Here is an 18,123-nt window from a genome sequence, read left to right as displayed (position 1 = left end):
TGTGATGAAATCCTATCTGCTGTGGCTGATGGTTGCGGGTCCGGGTGAGAAACTGGAGCAATCGCTGGGAGGAGAAATCGGTTCGCTGTTTTTGCTGGCGGTGATCTTTATCAGTTTGACCCTGTTTTGGAAGCGGGCCTTTACGGCTTTTATCGGATTTGCCCTGTTCGCGATGCTGGTGAGTGTCTTTATTTTCCAACCTCAACTCATTACACATCTGGGTTCCGACGGATTTCGCTGGTTGTTTGAGGCTTATCTGAAATGAAGCAGATCCGCGTCTACAATAAGGTCTTTCGCATTGAGAAAACAGTCTACTCCATTCAGGGGGTTCACCTGCCGCTGCCCGTTTCTTACCGGCAGATGGCCTTCTTCGTCGGAACCTTGATGGTGATGGTGGTCTTGAATAAATTTCCGCCCCTGTCATGGGTGGATTACTTCCTGATCAAGTTTATCGGGATTCCGGCGCTCGTCGCCTGGTTTTTTACGCGAAAGACGCTGGACGGCAAGGCGCCGCACCGCTTTCTCATGCGCGTGATCGAGCATTTTTTCAGTCCGCATCATTTTGCGCGTTACCAAGAAATCGCACGGCCCAAAAATCATGTTTACGTTTATGAAGGAGAAGTTACATATCGGAAATCCGGGGGGGATACCCAGTGACGCGCGTTCCGTTTCCGGTCAAATACTTTGAACGAAATCTGGTGTTTGGCAGTGATGAGTCGGTTTACGCTTATTATGAATTGCAACCGTTTAATTACGATTATCGGTCAACCGACGATAAGCTGAGCCTCCATGCGAATTTGGAGGCTTTTTATTGGAACATTCTCGCTGATACGCACGCTTTGGTCGTACCGGAATTCCAAAGCCTGGAGGAGCATGAGGAAGCGATGGTCGGCCGCTTGAACGGGAACGATGCACTCCGCGAGGCGGGCGTTCATCAGATCCGCGCGGTGATTGAGCATCTGAGGGGAAAAGAAGTGCACCAACACCGCTTTTTTATCGGTGTGAAGCTAAAAGAGGCGAGCGTGCAGGGATTATCCTTTTTTAACGAACTCGCTTACCTTTTGAAAGATTTTAAGCGATTCCTGCTTAATCAGTCAGGAACCGACTCACCTGAGATTTATGAAGAAGAGATTCAGGCTTATATGGTGCAGGAAGAGTTGATTTTCTCCCGCATCAATGGATTTTTGCGGGTTCGCCGGGTGACTCCGGCCGATTTGGAATGGTTGATTCGCCGCGGGTTTTACCGGGGGATTGGTGAGACGCCGCGGCGGCACAACTGGAAACCGCAGGCGATTCCGGTCACGGTAAAAGGCAAAAAAGCGCGCCGGCCGTCCCGGGATATCCTCACCCTGGCGGAAGGGAGATTCAATGATTCGCACGGCCGGCAGCTGATTGTAGAACAGCATGTGGGCGGCAAAGTGAAGAAGGGCTATATGGCTTTTTTAACGTTGTCCCATATTCCCGACAAAGCACCCTTTCCCGGACTGGAATGGCTTTACTGCCTGCAACGCCTCTCTTTTCCGGTCGAGGCTTCGGTGCGGACGGAAACGATTGAGTACAGCAAAGCCCTGACACAGGTGTTGAACAAGAAGAAGGAATTAAAAGCGGAAGATGAACATGCCTTGGAAAGCGGAGTGGAAACTTCTTACCATATTTTGCACAGCCGCCAGGAAGCGAACGAACTGGAAAGCAATTTGCGCACGGATAAATTTCCGCTGATCACAACCTCCATCGTTTTGTGTGTATCCGCGTCAACCGAGGAAGAACTCCATTTGCGCATTCAACTGGTGAAAGATTTGTACAGCGACATGCTGATCCAGGTGGAGGTTCCGTTCGGTGATCAGTGGCGGGCTTTTAATGAATTTCTGCCTGGAGCGAAACGGTACATCACGGATTATATCCATTACATGGATCCTGCGGCGGTGGCGGCCAGCATGATCGGAGCCACCCGCCAGCTGGGGGACGGGCAAGGCCATTTTATCGGGATGTCGCAAAATCTTCCCGTTTTCTTCCAACATGACCGGGGACCAAAAGATAAAAAATTGAGTTCAACGGCATCTGCGGCATTTATCGGGTCGCTGGGGGCAGGGAAATCTTTGGGGGCCAATCTGCTCGCCTATCAAGCGCTTTTAAACGGGGCTAAGGTGTTAATCTTCGACCCGAAAGACGAACGGGCGCATTGGCCTGATTTTTTGCCGGAACTAAGGGAGATCACGAGCATCGTCACTTTGCGCGCCACTCTTGAAGATCGCGGGAAATTGGATCCGTTGATGGGAGCGGCCAGCACTGCGGACCGGTTGGCGGCAGCGGAAACGGCGAAACGGATTCTGCAATTTTTGGCGCGGGCGGCTGATGGAACATATGAAGCGATTGTGATCGGAAAAGCGGTGGATCAAGTGGCCAAGGAGGATCGCCCTTCGATGATGCGGGTGATCGACCGGTTGCGTGAAGGGCTCAAATCGGCGCCGGAGAAACGGCAGGACAGCCTGGAAGAGATCGTTGATGTCTTGAGCTATCTCGCCACTTCCGGACAGGGGCAGCTGTTGTTTGGGGATGGAACGCAAAGGGCGATCGATTTGTCGATGCCGCTGACCATTTTGCAGGTGGAGGATCTGAAGCTGCCGGAAGAGAGCCAGACCGATTTCGGCCGGATGGGGATCGCGTTGTTAATGGCGATTTCCGACTTTTCGCGTCGTTTTTCCAATCAATCTTCTGATGAGTTTAAGCTGGTACTGTTTGATGAATCCTGGCGCTTGGCAAAAGTTCGCGAGGGCCGGGCGATTCTGGAGGAGCTGGTTCGTACCGGCAGAAGCAAAAATGCCGCCATTTACTTAATCAGCCAAAACGCAAAAGATATGTTGGGCGAAGAGATTCGTTCCAATCTGGGATGCCGGTTCGTCTTCCGGTGCCGGGATTTGAAAGAGGCGGAGGCGGCCTGCCAAATTCTCGGAATTGAACCCAATGAGGGAAACATCGAAACCATCAGGAATCTGCCTACGGGTACGTGTCTGATGTCGGATTTGGAAAAGAGAGTGAATGAATTGGAAATCCGCGTTCTGGAGGAAAGGCTTTTCATCGCATTTGATACCCGCCCTGGTTCGCGCGCAGAGAAAAATGCGGATCTGGTATCTCTGCCAACCCAGGAACGGAAGAAAGGAATGCTGCCTGCCCGTTCGTTCCAGTGAGGAGGGCTTATCAACGAGAATGAAAAAGAAGGGGAACGGTTCATGAATCTTAGGAAAAGAAAGTGGGGGGCCGTCATCGCCCTGGTTTTGGCCATGGCGATGACCGTGAACGCAGGGGTTGTCTTTGCTGCCGACAGCACGTCCCAATCGTCGGACGGATATAGCCTGATCAGTGACCTGCTGACCATTTTTCCGCAGGATGAGATCAAAAAGGCGCGGGCCCAAGGGTATGACGTGAAGTTTGCCAAGTATTTTCCGAGTCAATATAAATTGGAAATTTACACCGAAGATGCTTCGTTTCTGGATATTGATAAGAATGTATCAAATGGCGCCTATACCTTGATGAATGAAGTGAATAACTTTATCTGGCAGGCGCTCCTGTCGTGGAACTTTACCGTGATTTTGGTTGTGGAAAACGCTTTTTCCCTGAATGTGGTGGATCAGTTTGCCACTGCGGTGCAAAAAGCGGTGCAGCAGTTGGCCGGCTTTACGGGCACGGGCTATGGAAGCCAAGGGTTGATGGGGAATTTTCTGCTGTTGATGATCATTCTCGCCGGTGCGTACATCGCCTACAAAGGCATGATCAAAAAGAAGACGACCGAAGCGCTCAACGGGATGTTGACCACGATTGCCGTATTGATTCTGGGTCTTGTCTTCTTTGCCAATGCCGGAGGAGTGATGCGGTATTTTAACGATATCAGCAGCGGTTTGAGCCAGGAGGTGATGGGAGTCGGGCTTGATTTTCAAAGCGAGCTGTCCGGCAACCAGGTTACCTACCCGGCCGATGTCTCGTCAATGGTGATCGCCGACAAATTGTATAACATGATGGTTTATGAACCTTACATCATGTTGCAATATGCCAAAACATCAAGCGACCAGCAGATGACCCCGGAACGCGTCAACAAGATTTTGGCCCACCAGCCGGGAAGCGAGGCGCGAAAGCAGGCGGTAATGCAGGAGGCCAAGGGAGATCCGGCGGCAGGGATCAAACCAAATCCCATGGTGACCACTGATGGGGTATTTCAGCGGTTAACTTTGCTCCTGCTGTTGTGCGTCGCCCACTTTATCCTGGGATTGCTTTTTTTCATCATTGCCGGCGCGATGATTGTGTATCAGTTTATGTTTGTTCTCACTGCCTTATTTGCGCCGTTTGCCTTTTTGATGGCCCTGTACCCCGCCTGGTCCAGCGTGGCTGTCAACTGGTTTAAAAGATTTGTCGGATATCAGTTGATCAAGCTGATTATCGGGATTTTTTTCAGCATGTTGCTCACTATTTCGCAATTCCTCTATCAGATGAGTCCGCCGCAAAAGGTCGGATATGTCTGGACGATCGCGATGCAATTGATTTTGGTTGTCGGCGTCATCTGGAAGCGGAATGAACTGTTCAGCATCATGAAAGTCCCGGTGGGTAAGGTAGAAAACTTTACGGGTGAGCTGAATATCAAGATGCCGATGGATTATGTCAATAAATATACAACGAACTTAAGGTCTAAAGTGGGCAAAATCAAATTCCGAAGATAAAAGGCGATCGAACCGGATGGGATTGTGAAAGGAGTGCCGGCAAATGTTTCAGACGGATTTGCCCAGCCACCGCCGCCGTCTCCTCGTTTTTGTGCTGGTTGTGTTTCTCGTGGTTGGTTTTGCCGTGCGCTTTGTATTGGTGAAGCTGGGCTGGACAGACCAGCCCCGGCCGACTGCAACGGAACCAAGTGCACCTTCGGCAGAACCGTCGGAACCGGCGGCAGTCTCCTCACTGCCCCCGGAGGAGCTCAGTGCCGTGACTGAAACAGCCAATCGCTTTATCCGAGCTTACACGACGATCGATTTCAGTGACCGGTCCAAGTGGCTGCACGCTTTGGATGGATTGACCGGAAAGGAATTTTATCAGTATTTGCAGGAAGAGGCGACAGCCCGTCCTGCCGATGGTTTGACAGCGACTTCCTTTGGCAAGATTGAACGCCTGCAATGCAGCGGAAGCGGATTGACGGCTTCCTGCATCGGCGCAGTGGTTGTACAGGAACAGAAGGGGCAACAATTCACGCCTGTCGAAAGGGTGTATCAACTGTCACTCGCCAAAGAGGGTGAGCATTGGGTGGTGGAGGAGGCGGAAGTACGTGGAGACTTCGACTGAATCCGCTGTGCTGACCGAACGGATCTACGGGGCTGTTCATGACCGGATTTCTTCCAGGGTCAAGTGGGTGATCCTGAGCGCGGCGGCCGTTTTCGCGGTTATGTTCTTTTTCGCTGTCGCCGTGTTTGGCACGATTTTCACGAGTTTGTTCATCAGCCAAAACAGAGCTTCATCCGCTGATCCTTATGCGCAGTGGGAAGTGTCGCAGGGGTTCCCGCAGGCAGCCAAAAAATATTTGCCGATATACCAGGCGGCAGGCAAAAAGTACGGTGTCCCCTGGCAAATTTTAGCGGCAATTCACAAGGTGGAGACGGATTTTGGCCGGAATCTCAGCACAAGTCCGGTTGGGGCCAGAGGACAAATGCAGTTTATGGATAAAACTTGGCTGGGTTGGCGTTATCCAGGCGGAAGCAAATTGGGGGATTTGCCCGACTCCGTCAACCTGACCGATCCGCGCCTGATCCAAAAGTATGGCGGATACGGTGTGGATGCCAATGGTGATGGAAAAGCCGATCCCTATAATCCTGAGGATGCGATTTATGCGACGGCCAAATACCTGGCTGCCAATCACCAGCCCGGAGAAGACTGGTTTGCGCGCGGAGGTGCGGTTTGGCAGTACAATCACGATTATGAAAATTATGTATTGAAAGTGAAAAGTTATGCCGAACAGTTTGCCCATCCGGTGGTGACCGGGGCAGGATCCGGCTTGGCGACCGGGCAATTGGCCTGGCCTGTGTCTGGAGGGCGGATCACCTCGACATTTGGAACCCGGTTTGATCCAGTCAAAAAGGTGGTTCAGCTGCATAAGGGAATCGATATCGGAGCGCCACTGGGAACACCGATCTTGGCAAGTGACGGAGGAGTGGTCATTGAATCGAGGGTGTCCAGCGGTTACGGCTGGATTATCGTAATCGATCACGGAAATGGTTGGCAGACTCTTTATGCCCATATGTATCCCGAGCATGTGAAAGTGCAGGTCGGGCAGAAAGTGGGTAAAGGGCAAGTGATTGCCGAGGTTGGTTCAAACGGATGGAGTACCGGGCCGCATTTGCATTTTGAAGTGCATAAAAACGGACAGTTGATTGATCCGCAACTGCTTTTGAGACGATAAAAGGGATGAGACACAGAGAGGGAGAATTTTCCTGTAACATTTATTAGGAAAGGCGGGGTTTTGTTGTTCCCTTGGAATAATGTTCCAAAAGGCGGAGACGATATCTTCAGCAAAATAGCCAAATGGTTTTTTTATCTTCTCGTCGGTTTTGCGGTGTTCATCGGTGTCTTGTATCTGTGGAAGTTATTGGCGAACCTCTTCCATGAACAGAACCATGCAGAGCGAGCGACATCAGCGATCGGAAATTTGTTTTCATGGTTGGGAACGGCTCTTTTGGCATTGCTTCCGATTTTGCTCATCCTGGCGATTCTGGGTCTGCTGGCCCTTTTTGGCAGCCAGCTGTTTACACGGTCCCATTACCGCAAACGGGCTGAAAAAGGGGTGAAGTATCTCCGCATTTTGCCGGCGGACGATACGCAGTTGGATCTGGACAAAATCTCCGAGCTGACACGGACGTTTGGCGGGATGATCCGCCCGATCCGCATGCGCCTGAAGTACGGACGGCCTTGGTTTCGCCTTCGCTTTGCCATTCCGCCGGACAGCAACGAAATCGGCATTTACATGGCGTATCCGATTGACAAGGAAAACAGCGTGAAGGATACCCTGCGCAGCGTCTATCCATCGGCCGAACTGCACGATATCACGTATGACCAATTTCCGCAGCCGCAAAAAGGCGGATCAGGCGGGCATTTCATCTTTCAACTCGGAAGGAGCAAAGGATTGCCCCTGGCCTCTTTGCAGCAAACCAAACAAAGTCAGCTGGGCAGTATTTTAAACTGTTTGCGCCCCGGTTCGTATCTGGATTTGCAGTTTGCTCCGGTCAGCTGGAAAGAGTTGGAGGAACGTTCGGAAGATGCAGTGGACAGTCTGAAAAACAAGAGGATGAAGGATATGGATCCGGAAGAGCGGATGCGGCGGGTCAGTCTGATGCAGCGGTTGACCGGTCGGGAATTGACATTCCATGTTCGCCTGTCCTTGTGGTCGAACAGCAAAAACGCGGTGTCGGTCATCCGTTCAACCGCCGAATCGGTGGAAACGGCAATGAAATACGACGGATCGATTCGCTTTATCCGCCATGACTGGTGGAATCCGCTTTCCGATGCCAATCTGATTCCCATCCCTTTTCCCTTTACGATCATGACGTGGACATGTGATGAAATCGCCAACTTATTCCATCTGCCGCCGGCCAATCACTATATTTACCAGGAACCCAAGGAAGAAGGACCAGATGCGCGCGGTTTTATTGTTCACCTTCAAGCAAACCAGCGTTCCCTGAAAGCCGATGAATTGAATGAAGGCGTGCTGATCGGGAAGGTTCATCACCCGCTGGAAAAACGGGAATTGCGCGTTTCGTATGATCAATTGAGTAAACACTTCATCCTGACGGGGGCAAGCGGGATGGGGAAATCCAGTCTGGCAGTCGAGATGATTCAATCGATTTTGGATGAATGGTTTGAAGATCCGGAGCAGAATCCGGGTTTTACCATTATCGACCCGGCGCGGGAGATCATTCCCATCATTGAAAACCGCTTGCGGATCGCTGAGCGGTTCGGTGTCAAAATCCCCCGTGAGAAAATCCATCATTTTAATTTGTCTCATGACACCACTCATGTTCCTGCACTCAATCTGTTTCACAGGGTAAAGAATCTGCCCACGAACCAGATCGCCCAACAGATCGCCACCGTTCTGGTAACACGGGAAGAGGATGAAGAAGCCTTGATGCGTACCAAGCGTTTAATGGGCATGGCCGTTCAAAGTTTGCTGGAAGATAACCAAACCCACACGATTCTCGGAGTGGACGATCTGTTTCGAAATCGAGACTTTCGGAGAAAAGTGGTCGGAAATGTGCAAGATCCCTATGTAAAAAGGTTTTGGGTAAACGTCGATGAAAATGAGCTGAAAAAAGAAGCGGAACCCGTTTTGGACCGGGTGGAGCGGATCTTGCAAAACCCGACGCTGCGCCGTTTGTTCTGCCAGAAAGAAATGAGTCTGGATATTTGGAAATATATGGAAGAAGGACATATCGTTCTTGTTGACATGTATGGACTGAAAGATTTTGATCTGCGGGTAACAGCCGGTCACTTGCTCAATCAGTATTATCAGGTGGCACGAACGAGGCCGACCGGGTCCAAGTTTCACCTGATGCTGATCGATGAAGCCCATATGGTGCAGATTCCTCTGATTACTGAAATTTTGATGGAAGACCGCAAGTATTCATTTGGCATCGGTTTAATCACCCGCGAGATCGACCAGTTTGAAGATGAACAACTGATGCAGGCGATTCGCTCCAATATCGGCATGGTGCTCAGCTGCGGCCAGACGGAAGGTTCCGACGAAGTGGAAAGCCTGACCCGCAAACATGTCAAAGCGTCGTTCGTGGAGCGATTGCCCGTACGGCATGCGGCTGTTTACATTCGTACGAAACGCAGGCAGCGGAGCGATGTCACAACCTGCGTTGTCTCCAATGAACCTCCTTATGTTTATCGGATTGACGGCAAGAAAGCCGATCATCGCACGCGGGAGAAAGATGAGGCGATGAATTGGGGGCTGGAATGGGGACTGGAAATCATGCAGGCTTCGGATGAAGTCCGTCCCATCGAGAGCGTGGACAGGGAGATCTATGACTATATGAACGAAAATCTCAACTTTGACAACTTAAGGGACGAGCGGGATGACCGCTCGCAAACTGCCAACTAGGATTTTTCTTTGATCAGCCGGCCTGAGACAGGAACCTGGCTATTTACACTTTGCCTGGCACAGGCCGGTTTGTCTCTATTTTACTTAGAAAGGGAGAGGAGCCGATTGTTTCATGTTTTTAGAAATATATTAGGTCTACTTAAAGACTTGTTTCATATAATTGAGATCATATTTTTGGCCTTTGTGTTTTTTGATTTGATCAATTCTCTTTCATTGGGAATAATCGTCTTGTTGATTTTGTTAATTGCCGCTTTCTTTTTTCATAATATTAGTAAAGCAGTGGCATGGGGGATTGTCGGCTTTTTAATTATCCCTGGCGGGGTTTTACTGAAATTGGTGATGGCTGTGTTGTTTGGCGGTGTTCGGTATCTGATCGGACATGGCTTTCGCTTTTTTAAAAAATAGTTGGCCGGTGGCTGTTATGATCGCAAAAGGCATCCGGACGGGATTTGATCCGGGTGCCTTTTTTTGATTTTTAAAAGCAAAACGATTGACTGCATAATTAGCAGAGGAAGGAAAAAAATAACATTAAAGACGGAGTTGAAGGTGACACGAAATGCCCAGATTGATTGCGATTGGGACGGCGGTTCCCGAGTATGAAGTGAAACAGGAAGAGGTACGCGCCTTTGCCAAAAAGTTGTTTGGTCCGTCCTTCCAGAATATTGACCGGTTTTTAACTGTATTTGAAAATGCCGCAATCGATCGGCGAAAGTTTTGCAAACCGCGGGAATGGTTTGAGCGCAACCATTCCTTTGCCGAAAAGAACCAAGCTTATGTGGAATCGGCCATCGCTCTGGGAGAGAAGGCCATCCGCTCCTGTCTGGACAAGGCTGGGATCGGACCGGAACAGATTGATCATCTGTTTTTTGTGTCGACGACCGGGATGTCCACACCCAGCATTGATGCTCATTTAATCAACCGCCTGCAAATGTCCGGCTCCATGAAGCGAACGCCCATCTGGGGATTGGGATGTGCCGGCGGTGTAGCCGGTTTGGCACGTGCGTATGAATATACCAAGGCGTTTCCGGAGGCAAATGTTCTTTTGCTCGCTGTGGAGTGCTGTGGTTTAACATTCCGGAACCGGGATCAGTCCAAAAGCAATTTGATCGCCACCTCGCTTTTTGCCGATGGAGCGGCAGCAGTGCTGGTGGCCGGTGATCAGGCCGCGGGTTGCTTTTCCGAAACCGGGCCGGAGATTTTGGACAGTCAGAGCATGATGTGGCCCCATTCCCTTGACGTAATGGGGTGGGATGTGGAGGATGACGGATTAAAGGTTGTGTTTTCCCGGGATATCCCTGCATTGGTGCGGGCAAGGGTGCGTCCGGTCGTCGATGCTTTTTTGCTTCGCCATGAGCTTGATTTGAGCAATATCGGCACCTTTATCATGCATCCGGGCGGCAGGAAAGTGTTGGAGGCGTATACAGAAGCGTTTCATACAGAAAAAGAGAAGCTGAAAATGTCTTATGAAGTTTTACGGGATTATGGGAATATGTCATCCGCCACCGTGCTGTTTGTCCTGGAAAAAACGGTGACGCAAGGAGGGTGGACGGGAACGAACGGATTGATGGCAGCGATGGGGCCGGGCTTCAGCCTGGAGATGGTGTTGCTGAAATGGGAACCGAACCTGCCGAACCTGTCCATTTCCGGACGATTGGTTGCAGAGAATGAAAAGATGAAGGAAGAGGTTAAATGAAGTTGGACGGATCCCTGTTACTGCTGATTATTTTGCTCGGACAACGATGTTGGGAACTGCGGTTGTCCCGGAGAAATGCCCGTTTGCTCCGGGAAAGGGGGGCGGTGGAAATGGCGGGAAGCCATTATCCGCTCATTGTGCTGATGCATCTGCTCTTTTTTGCCGGAATTCTGGTGGAGCATTTTTATCTTGGGAGCAGAGCGCCGCAATGGTGGCCGATCCCTTTTTTCTGCCTGGTGCTGGTACAGGGACTGCGCTTCTGGAGCATTTGCTCGTTGGGAACGTTTTGGAATACGCGCATCTTTGTCATTCCGGGAAGCCGCCCGCTAACAACCGGTCCTTACCGCTGGATGCGGCATCCCAACTATGTGGTGGTAATGCTCGAATTCATTTTGATCCCCATTTTGTTCGGTGCGTATGCCACCATGGTTTGGGCTTCGCTTCTTAATGCTTTTATTCTGTTTCACATTCGCATTCCTGCAGAGGAAAAAGCGTGGAAAACACTGGGAGGTCAATCTTTGAGCAGGGGGTGACCCTTATGGCCGGACCGGCAAGGGAATGGAAAGAGACCAGCAGAAGCTGCTTGTCACTTTTTTGATGGATGGAAAAGAAACATTGCCAATGAAAGCACTTTCAGGTTACAATCATAATCAACTCACCAAAGGAGGGGGCAGACATGGCCAAGCCATATGATTTGGATGAACGCATTTCAGAATATATAAAAAAATCTTCGCCGTCGAAACTGGTGCCGCAATATCAAGTCGGCAGTAAAGTAAAGGTGAGGATCACCCGCCTTGTTGATTTTGGTGCCTTTGTTGTTACGATGGACCCTTTTGCCTTGTCGGGATTAATCCATAACCGCCATATCCCCAAAGAGCAGGAATTGCATGTTGGACAGGTAATCGAGGCAAAGGTAAAGGAAGTGAAGGAAGATAATAAGATTGAATTTCGCCTGGATGAAAATCTGACGGTTCATGAAGCTTTTGCTGACCTTGAAGTCCTTAAGGAGAAGCTGCCCGACCATAGCTCGAAGGTGAAGCCGCCTGATGAGACAAAGGAAATTATTCATTTCCTGTCCAAGGAATTCGGCATTATCTCCGATGAATCAAAAAAGAAAGTAGAAGAAATGGTTAATGAGGTGGGGGTGTTCCGGTTTACATTGTCGATGATGAAAATATTGCCGGTTTTTAAGCGGGATTTGGTTTATCATTTTCTTAAAGAAGTGGAACAAGTGAGGGATTCTCTTTAACAAACGAAAGATCGAATTTTCCCGTCATATGCGCGAGCGTTTGGCCCAGCGTTTGGGAAAGGATTGGAGCGGGAGGGAGATCGAACAAGTCATTCGGGACAGCCGTGTGCTCTTGGAAACCAAAACGCATCTCTATCTTTATCACGAAGGGTTGGATCTGAGATTTCCCTGTGTCAAGGATGGTGAGACTTGGGTTGTGAAATCGGTCATCGTTCAGGGCATGGGGATGGAAGCGCAAGAAGAATAAGCAAAGAGACAAAATCCGCCTGACAGGGCTCCTGCCGGAGTGTTTTCAGGCGGATTTTATGCTTTTTGATTTGCTTCCGTCCGCATTTTGTCATTCCCCCCAATCAATCAGATTCCGTTTTCGGGCGCGTTGGTAGACATCGTGTGGATTTTGCGGCCGTTGGGCGAGGCGTAAGCCGACTGCGAGAAAATAAATCGTGTTTTCTTCGGGATTGAAGCGGTAGATCAAGCGAAGATCGGGGCGCTGTTTTCTGCGGGGGCGGGCGACGGAAAAAAATTTTTTCTTGTAATATCCGGTTAAGGGTGCATATTTAAGCGGCGCAGCTTTGAAGGGATGACGGATGACCTGGTCGATGGCGCGGTCGATCTGTTGCAGGCATTCATTAAAACGCTTTTTGTTCATCATGGATGCCAACAAGGAAAGGTCTTCGGAAAAAAGGGGATGATATACCTCTTTAATCATGTAGAAGATCCTTTCTCCATTGAACGTAAGAATTCCATTCTCGGCGTATGATTCGGTTTCTCCAGCCAATTTTCTTTCGGCAGTTGCAAGCGTTCGCTCAGGTTATGGGCCAGTTGGATATCCTCCTGCATTTCTTCCAGTTCCTCCAGACGGTCCACCAGCTGTTCATAGGTATCAATATCAAGAATGACGGCTTTGAGCTCATTATTATGGGTGAGGCCGAGTTTCTTGAAGGAGCGGAGCATTTCGTTGAACAATTTATTCTTGTTGATCGCCTGAAGGTCGTTGGCTGATATAAATGCTTCAAATAATTTTGACATGGAGGGAAGGCCTCCTCTCTGTTCTCATTACTTATATTATAGCGTTTGGCAGGGAAAAGAGGCAAAGCGGAAGGAAAAAATCTGTTTTCAACATTCGTCTTATAAAGGGAAGGGGGTGCCTCTCTGCACCCGTCTTCCCTCAGGCGGAAGGCATCCGCCGTTGTGCATACTTGGCGAGAATCGGTTGGTTTGCCTTCAGTTCTTTCAGAAGCTGTTCAAAGGTCGCCCGGATATCCCATTGTGCTTCCGGAGAGGTGCGCAAATTGATCAGATGGTACAATTCCCACAGGCTGACTGTCGCAAAGATTTGCCGGTGATGGCTGTTTGTAACCAGATAGGGAGCCGTTTCCGGACAGACAGAAGCGATCGCGTTGAATCCTTCTTCCACTTCTTCGAGCAGGGCTTGGAACATTTCGCTGAGACCGGCTTCGGACACATGAGGGGGAATGGTCCGGCCCAAACGGATCGTGGGCTCGCCGAAGCTGAAATGGGTGCGGCGGTTGTGGCGCAGCAATTGATGCCAGTTGGCTTCGGAAACGACCATTTCCATTTGGTAGGTGAGATGGTCAAATTCGCCGATCGGATTGTCGAAAAAGCGCAGGTGAACGAGGGCCTCTTCGGCGATCTGTTCCAGTTCAGCCGATGTGTACCTGTTTGCGCGGGCGCTCGCTTCTTCATACGAGAGCGGACTCTGGCTGATGAGGAGCGCAGTCGCCAGTTTGCGCAACGCGTCTTCGTAGGCCGGCATCGAAATGAAACGGGCATGGGGACCACTGACCGGATGCCGGGGGAGCTTGCTTTGCGCAAAACGCAATTGGAGTGCTTCCCTGGTTTTCAGCAGATATTCGTTCGGTTTTACGTATTTGAGCAGGGTGGGGATCACCTGGCTGATCTCTCTCTCCATTGCCCGCGCCAATTGACGCGATTCAGCATGAGGGCTGGATAATAGCCGAACCAGCGTATCGCGGAGAGCGCGTCCGTTTCCAGTCAGCCCCAGGTTGGTCAGGGTGGCTAACGTCAACACATAACGGGCATCTTCAAATGCGATTTTTTCAATGCGGGAGCGATAGGCCCGCTCGGATTCATGTTCTGACCGCGGAAATTTTTGCGGCAGGAACTGCATCAGACCGTGCATCAGTTTTTCATAGGTGTCATATGCTTTTTCGTTGATGGAGATGAAACGCGCTTCGAGATCGGGATGGGCCCTGAGCTCTTGCGGGATATAAAAATCGCCTCGTTTGGGACGCTGATAGCGCTGGCTGTATTCGGTAAAGCTGTTAAACGAGTTGGCCAGTTCCAGTTCGGCCGAAGCAAGGCGGCTGATTTTTTCGATTCCGATATGGGCGACAGCGTGTTCCGCCACACTCGAATGCCCGTAGCCAACCACCCATTTTTCGTGGAAACGGGCGGCTTTTTCGGAATAAGTGCCTGCAAGTCCGCCTGCATTTACGCCGACCGCCAATTCGTCGTCGGCCAGCAGTTTGGCCAAATTTTCCCGGAAGCTGGCCGGGCTCCGGCTGACATAAGCAAAAATGACGGCGATCACTTCTTCCGGCAGGTTGTAGATGGCATAAACGTTTTGATCCAAATTTGAGACATAACGTGAAAGATCGATTTTGTCGCTCATTTTTATCCCTCCATCGTCCATGCCTTTCATTCTATCACGCCCATCAGGATTGGGGAATCGCCAATCGCGGCCGGAACCGGAGGAGGATGGATTTCCCATAGCGGGGAAATGCATGGTTTACGTTGACGGAATCATCGATTATGATGGGGTTAAATGATAATAGACAAACATGAGGTTACAGCATGGAAAGGGCGGATTTTGATGACTAAGCCAGTGAAAGCATTAACCATTGCCGGTTCGGACAGCAGTGGCGGAGCAGGCATTCAGGCCGACTTGAAAACATTTCAGGAACGCGGGGTCTATGGCATGACTGCGCTGACCACGATTGTGGCAATGGATCCTGACCAGGATTGGAACCATCAGGTATTTCCCGTTCCGATCCCGACCCTGAAAGCTCAGTTGAAAACGATATTGCAGGGAATCGGGGTGGATGCGCTGAAGACGGGGATGTTCGGATCGGTTGAAATCATTGAGATTGCCGCAGAGGTGATCGCATCGCAAAATATTCCGGCCGTCGTCGACCCGGTGATGGTCTGCAAGGGAACCGATGAGGTGCTTCACCCTGAATTGGCGGATGCATTAAGGGAAATTCTCGTTCCCAAGGCGACTGTTGCCACTCCCAACCTGTTTGAAGCCGGACAGCTCAGCGGACTGGGGGCGCTGAACACGGTGGAGGATATGAAAGCCGCCGCGCAAAAGATCTATGAGTCGGGGGCGAAATATGTCCTGGTAAAGGGCGGCGGCAAATTGCAGCATGAGAAGGCCGTCGACGTATTTTACGACGGGGAGACGTTTGAAGTCCTGGAGAGCGAACGCATCGAGACCACTTATACACATGGGGCGGGGTGCACTTATTCGGCCGCAATTACGGCAGAACTGGCCAAGGGCAAATCGGTCAGGGAGGCAGTGTTCACGGCCAAAGCATTCATTACGGAGGCAATTCGCCATGGTTTCCCGCTGAACCGGTTTGTGGGCCCTGTTTTGCATATGGCGCACCGGTTGCACCAAGGAAAATAACATCCCGAGCCGGCACCGATTCTCCGATGATCTGGGGATCGGTGCTTTATGTTTTGCCCGGGTGAAATGACTGTAATCATTCGCGGACTTTCCGGGAAAGCCGTCAAGGATCGAAAACGGTACGGTTTTGAAGATTAGCACCCGCCATTTTCACAGCTTAAGGGAAGAGCAAAAAAATGATGCCGGGGGAAGCTCGTCCAGTTATGTTTAACAAATGATGGCTGGTGACGGTTGGCAGCCGCTGGCTTTATGACGCGGGTAAATAAACTATTTTCCTACAGAAGGTTTTTTTGATTTGTAGATAGAATATAATTAATTGACATTATTTTTATACATTATAAAAAATGATTAATAGATAAATGGTTCAAACTATAATCCGAGGTGATCTCTTTGGCCCAACCTGTTTTGGAAATTAAGCACCTGAAGTTGCATTTTTTTACGGATAAAGGCGTGGTCAGGGCGGTGGACGGGCTGGATCTTACCGTGCAAAAAGGCGAGATTGTCGGCTTGGTTGGAGAATCGGGATGTGGAAAAAGTGTAACCTCACTGGCGATTATGGGGTTAGTGCCAAAGCCCCCGGGCAAAATTGTTGATGGTTCCATTATTTTTGCGGGGCAAGATTTGACTAAGTTAAACAATAAACAGATGCGTCAACTTCGCGGCAAAGAGATCGCCATGATTTTTCAGGAACCGATGACCTCGCTCAACCCGCTGTTTACAATCGGGAACCAACTCATCGAAGCCATTCGCACCCATGAGAAGATCTCCAAAAAAGCCGCCAGGGAGAGGGCGCTGGACATCCTGAAAAAAGTGGGCATTGCCCGCGAAGGGGTATTGGATGAGTATCCGCACCAGCTGTCCGGGGGAATGCGCCAGCGGGTGATGATCGCCATGGCCATGGTGCTGCGCCCGCGCCTGCTGATTGCCGATGAACCGACGACCGCGCTCGATGTGACCATTCAAGCGCAAATTTTGGATTTGATGAAATCCTTGAATGAGGAATTCGGCACCTCGGTTTTGTTGATCACCCATGATTTGGGAGTCGTGGCGGAAATGTGCGACCGCATTATCGTGATGTATGCGGGGCAGGTGGCGGAAGAAGCAGACCAGAGGCGCCTGTTTAAAAATCCCGCTCATCCCTATACACAAGGCCTGTTAAAGTCGATTCCCAAACTGGACGAGCAAAAGAAGCGGCTATACGCAATCCCCGGGCAAGTCCCCAGTCCGTTCAATTTGCCCGCCGGTTGCCGCTTTGCCCCGAGATGTGAATTTGCAATGGAGATCTGCCGCAAAGAGGAACCTGAAATCGTGAAAGTGGATGAAAAGCATTTCAGCCGCTGTTTCTTGAATCAAAAGGAGGCAATCGATCATGGCGCTCATGAGCGTTCGTAACCTGAAGAAAACATTTCCGATCCGCGGCGGCATTTTCGGCAAAAAGATTGGAGAAATAAAGGCCGTTGACGATGTCAGTTTCACTGTGGAAAAAGGGGAGACACTCGGGCTGGTGGGGGAGAGCGGTTGCGGCAAATCCACCACCGGACGGACGATACTCCGACTGTATGAGCCGACGGCGGGCGAGGTTGAATTTGAAGGAAAGTCGATCTTGCAATACTCTCCGGAAGAGATGCGAAAAGCGCGGCGGGAAATGCAGATGGTGTTTCAGGATCCGTTTGCTTCTCTGAATCCGAGGCAGAGAATTGGGAAGATTTTGGAAGAACCGCTTATCGTTCATGGACTGGGAGGAGCGAAGGAACGAAAAGAACAAGTGGAGGAACTGCTGAAGGTGGTCGGGCTGGACAAGTTTCACATGAACCGTTACCCACATCAGTTCAGCGGCGGCCAGCGGCAGCGGATCGGCATTGCCCGCGCGCTTTCCACCAAGCCGAAACTGATCGTTGCCGATGAACCGGTATCGGCATTGGATGTGTCGATTCAGTCGCAAGTGCTTAATTTGATGATGGATTTGCAGGAGCAATTTGAACTTACCTATATCTTTATCGCTCATGATTTGAGCGTGGTGAAACATATCAGCACCCGGGTCGGCGTGATGTATCTGGGACGGATGGTGGAACTGGCCGGACGGGACGAGTTGTATCGCAATCCGCTTCATCCTTACACCCAGGCCTTGATGTCCGCCGTGCCGATTCCCGATCCGGATGCCGGGAAGGAGCGAATCATCCTGTCCGGCGACGTGCCCAGCCCGGCCAATCCGCCGCTCGGTTGCGCGTTTCATCCGCGCTGCCCCTACGCCATGGATGTCTGCAAAGAAGTCCGTCCGGAGATGAAAGATGCAGGCGGCGGCCATCAGGTTGCCTGCCATCTGCTTGATCAATAGTTTGAAAAGGAGGTGAGTCGCCAAAGGGATCGTCCGGCAATCCAAAAAC

18 protein-coding genes are annotated in these 18,123 nt (G+C 50.6%); 15 read left to right on the top strand and 3 right to left on the bottom strand.

What is annotated here, in order from left to right; genetic code table 11:
• Nucleotide 1 precedes the first annotated feature (1 nt).
• The 12 genes from I8U19_RS12875 (at nucleotide 2) to I8U19_RS12820 (ending at nucleotide 12,313) form a co-directional block, all read left to right on the top strand.
• Nucleotides 2-265 (top strand): hypothetical protein, encoded by a 264-nt coding sequence (locus tag I8U19_RS12875; RefSeq protein ID WP_033099524.1) that lies wholly within the window; start codon nucleotides 2-4, stop codon nucleotides 263-265.
• A complete protein-coding gene (locus tag I8U19_RS12870) occupies nucleotides 262-657 on the top strand; it encodes a TcpE family conjugal transfer membrane protein (protein ID WP_052153934.1) in 396 nt (131 codons plus the stop codon). The genes I8U19_RS12875 and I8U19_RS12870 overlap by 4 nt, the downstream gene beginning before the upstream one ends.
• Nucleotides 654-3,185, top strand: coding sequence for an ATP-binding protein (locus I8U19_RS17685; protein WP_198056080.1), 2,532 nt, complete (start codon nucleotides 654-656; stop codon nucleotides 3,183-3,185). Before I8U19_RS12870 ends, I8U19_RS17685 begins: the two co-directional genes overlap by 4 nt.
• Before the next feature lie 42 nt (nucleotides 3,186-3,227).
• Nucleotides 3,228-4,706, top strand: coding sequence for a CD3337/EF1877 family mobilome membrane protein (locus I8U19_RS12860; RefSeq protein ID WP_033099523.1), 1,479 nt, complete (start codon nucleotides 3,228-3,230; stop codon nucleotides 4,704-4,706).
• Between the two features lie 43 nt (nucleotides 4,707-4,749).
• Entirely contained in the window at nucleotides 4,750-5,316 is a 567-nt protein-coding gene (locus I8U19_RS12855; RefSeq protein ID WP_198056079.1) for a hypothetical protein, read from the top strand.
• On the top strand, nucleotides 5,300-6,427 hold the full coding sequence (locus I8U19_RS12850; RefSeq protein ID WP_052153933.1) for a peptidoglycan DD-metalloendopeptidase family protein: 1,128 nt from the start codon (nucleotides 5,300-5,302) through the stop codon (nucleotides 6,425-6,427). The genes I8U19_RS12855 and I8U19_RS12850 overlap by 17 nt, the downstream gene beginning before the upstream one ends.
• A 63-nt stretch (nucleotides 6,428-6,490) precedes the next feature.
• A complete protein-coding gene (locus I8U19_RS12845) occupies nucleotides 6,491-9,124 on the top strand; it encodes a helicase HerA domain-containing protein (protein ID WP_198056078.1) in 2,634 nt (877 codons plus the stop codon).
• Between the two features lie 105 nt (nucleotides 9,125-9,229).
• On the top strand, nucleotides 9,230-9,529 hold the full coding sequence (locus I8U19_RS12840; protein ID WP_033099520.1) for a hypothetical protein: 300 nt from the start codon (nucleotides 9,230-9,232) through the stop codon (nucleotides 9,527-9,529).
• Nucleotides 9,530-9,680: 151 nt separating this feature from the next.
• Nucleotides 9,681-10,817, top strand: coding sequence for a type III polyketide synthase (locus tag I8U19_RS12835; protein ID WP_198056077.1), 1,137 nt, complete (start codon nucleotides 9,681-9,683; stop codon nucleotides 10,815-10,817).
• Nucleotides 10,814-11,350: an isoprenylcysteine carboxyl methyltransferase family protein gene (locus I8U19_RS12830; RefSeq protein WP_033099519.1), complete on the top strand. Its 537-nt coding sequence runs from the start codon at nucleotides 10,814-10,816 to the stop codon at nucleotides 11,348-11,350. Before I8U19_RS12835 ends, I8U19_RS12830 begins: the two co-directional genes overlap by 4 nt.
• Nucleotides 11,351-11,493: 143 nt before the next feature.
• A complete protein-coding gene (locus I8U19_RS12825; RefSeq protein WP_052153932.1) occupies nucleotides 11,494-12,066 on the top strand; it encodes a S1 RNA-binding domain-containing protein in 573 nt (190 codons plus the stop codon).
• Between the two features lie 28 nt (nucleotides 12,067-12,094).
• The gene (locus I8U19_RS12820; RefSeq protein WP_033099518.1) at nucleotides 12,095-12,313 is read left to right on the top strand and encodes a hypothetical protein; all 219 of its coding nucleotides are present in this window, start codon (nucleotides 12,095-12,097) and stop codon (nucleotides 12,311-12,313) included.
• Nucleotides 12,314-12,403: 90 nt separating this feature from the next.
• Here the strand turns inward: I8U19_RS12820 and I8U19_RS12815 are convergent, their stop codons facing one another.
• The 3 genes from I8U19_RS12815 to I8U19_RS12805 all read right to left on the bottom strand — a co-directional run bounded on the left by I8U19_RS12815 (nucleotide 12,404) and on the right by I8U19_RS12805 (nucleotide 14,722).
• Nucleotides 12,404-12,775 carry a type II toxin-antitoxin system RelE/ParE family toxin gene (locus I8U19_RS12815; RefSeq protein WP_033099517.1) on the bottom strand — a complete coding sequence of 124 codons (372 nt, stop codon included), beginning with the start codon at nucleotides 12,773-12,775 and terminating at the stop codon, nucleotides 12,404-12,406.
• Complete coding sequence (locus tag I8U19_RS12810) at nucleotides 12,772-13,095, bottom strand: hypothetical protein (RefSeq protein ID WP_033099516.1); 324 nt, start codon at nucleotides 13,093-13,095, stop codon at nucleotides 12,772-12,774. Before I8U19_RS12810 ends, I8U19_RS12815 begins: the two co-directional genes overlap by 4 nt.
• 139 nt (nucleotides 13,096-13,234) lie before the next feature.
• Entirely contained in the window at nucleotides 13,235-14,722 is a 1,488-nt protein-coding gene (locus I8U19_RS12805; protein WP_198056076.1) for an FAD-dependent thymidylate synthase, read from the bottom strand.
• Between the two features lie 201 nt (nucleotides 14,723-14,923).
• Between I8U19_RS12805 and pdxK the strand changes: the two genes are divergently transcribed.
• From pdxK to I8U19_RS12790, 3 genes are all read left to right on the top strand, one after another.
• Nucleotides 14,924-15,739, top strand: coding sequence for a pyridoxine/pyridoxal/pyridoxamine kinase (gene pdxK / locus I8U19_RS12800; protein ID WP_198056075.1), 816 nt, complete (start codon nucleotides 14,924-14,926; stop codon nucleotides 15,737-15,739).
• A gap of 390 nt (nucleotides 15,740-16,129) precedes the next feature.
• The gene (locus I8U19_RS12795; protein WP_198056074.1) at nucleotides 16,130-17,131 is read left to right on the top strand and encodes an ABC transporter ATP-binding protein; all 1,002 of its coding nucleotides are present in this window, start codon (nucleotides 16,130-16,132) and stop codon (nucleotides 17,129-17,131) included.
• Nucleotides 17,109-18,074, top strand: coding sequence for an ABC transporter ATP-binding protein (locus I8U19_RS12790; protein WP_033099512.1), 966 nt, complete (start codon nucleotides 17,109-17,111; stop codon nucleotides 18,072-18,074). The genes I8U19_RS12795 and I8U19_RS12790 overlap by 23 nt, the downstream gene beginning before the upstream one ends.
• Nucleotides 18,075-18,123 lie beyond the last annotated feature (49 nt).

The sequence above is a fragment of the Thermoactinomyces sp. CICC 10523 genome (assembly GCF_016055105.1).
Classification (GTDB): domain Bacteria; phylum Bacillota; class Bacilli; order Thermoactinomycetales; family Thermoactinomycetaceae; genus Thermoactinomyces_A; species Thermoactinomyces_A daqus.
Note: the sequence above shows the minus strand (reverse complement) of the source record. Positions and strands in the feature narration are given on the sequence as shown.

Excerpts from the sequence above, each read along its gene's own strand:
- I8U19_RS12810 (WP_033099516.1), bottom strand. The coding sequence starts at position 13,095 with ATGTCAAAATTATTTGAAGCATTTATATCAGCCAACGACCTTCAGGCG.
- I8U19_RS12830 (WP_033099519.1), top strand. The coding sequence starts at position 10,814 with ATGAAGTTGGACGGATCCCTGTTACTGCTGATTATTTTGCTCGGACAA.
- I8U19_RS12790 (WP_033099512.1), top strand. The coding sequence starts at position 17,109 with ATGGCGCTCATGAGCGTTCGTAACCTGAAGAAAACATTTCCGATCCGC.
- I8U19_RS12815 (WP_033099517.1), bottom strand. The coding sequence starts at position 12,775 with ATGATTAAAGAGGTATATCATCCCCTTTTTTCCGAAGACCTTTCCTTG.
- I8U19_RS12825 (WP_052153932.1), top strand. The coding sequence starts at position 11,494 with ATGGCCAAGCCATATGATTTGGATGAACGCATTTCAGAATATATAAAA.
- I8U19_RS12860 (WP_033099523.1), top strand. The coding sequence starts at position 3,228 with ATGAATCTTAGGAAAAGAAAGTGGGGGGCCGTCATCGCCCTGGTTTTG.
- I8U19_RS12820 (WP_033099518.1), top strand. The coding sequence starts at position 12,095 with ATGCGCGAGCGTTTGGCCCAGCGTTTGGGAAAGGATTGGAGCGGGAGG.
- I8U19_RS12835 (WP_198056077.1), top strand. The coding sequence starts at position 9,681 with ATGCCCAGATTGATTGCGATTGGGACGGCGGTTCCCGAGTATGAAGTG.
- I8U19_RS12870 (WP_052153934.1), top strand. The coding sequence starts at position 262 with ATGAAGCAGATCCGCGTCTACAATAAGGTCTTTCGCATTGAGAAAACA.
- I8U19_RS12855 (WP_198056079.1), top strand. The coding sequence starts at position 4,750 with ATGTTTCAGACGGATTTGCCCAGCCACCGCCGCCGTCTCCTCGTTTTT.
- I8U19_RS12805 (WP_198056076.1), bottom strand. The coding sequence starts at position 14,722 with ATGAGCGACAAAATCGATCTTTCACGTTATGTCTCAAATTTGGATCAA.
- pdxK (WP_198056075.1), top strand. The coding sequence starts at position 14,924 with ATGACTAAGCCAGTGAAAGCATTAACCATTGCCGGTTCGGACAGCAGT.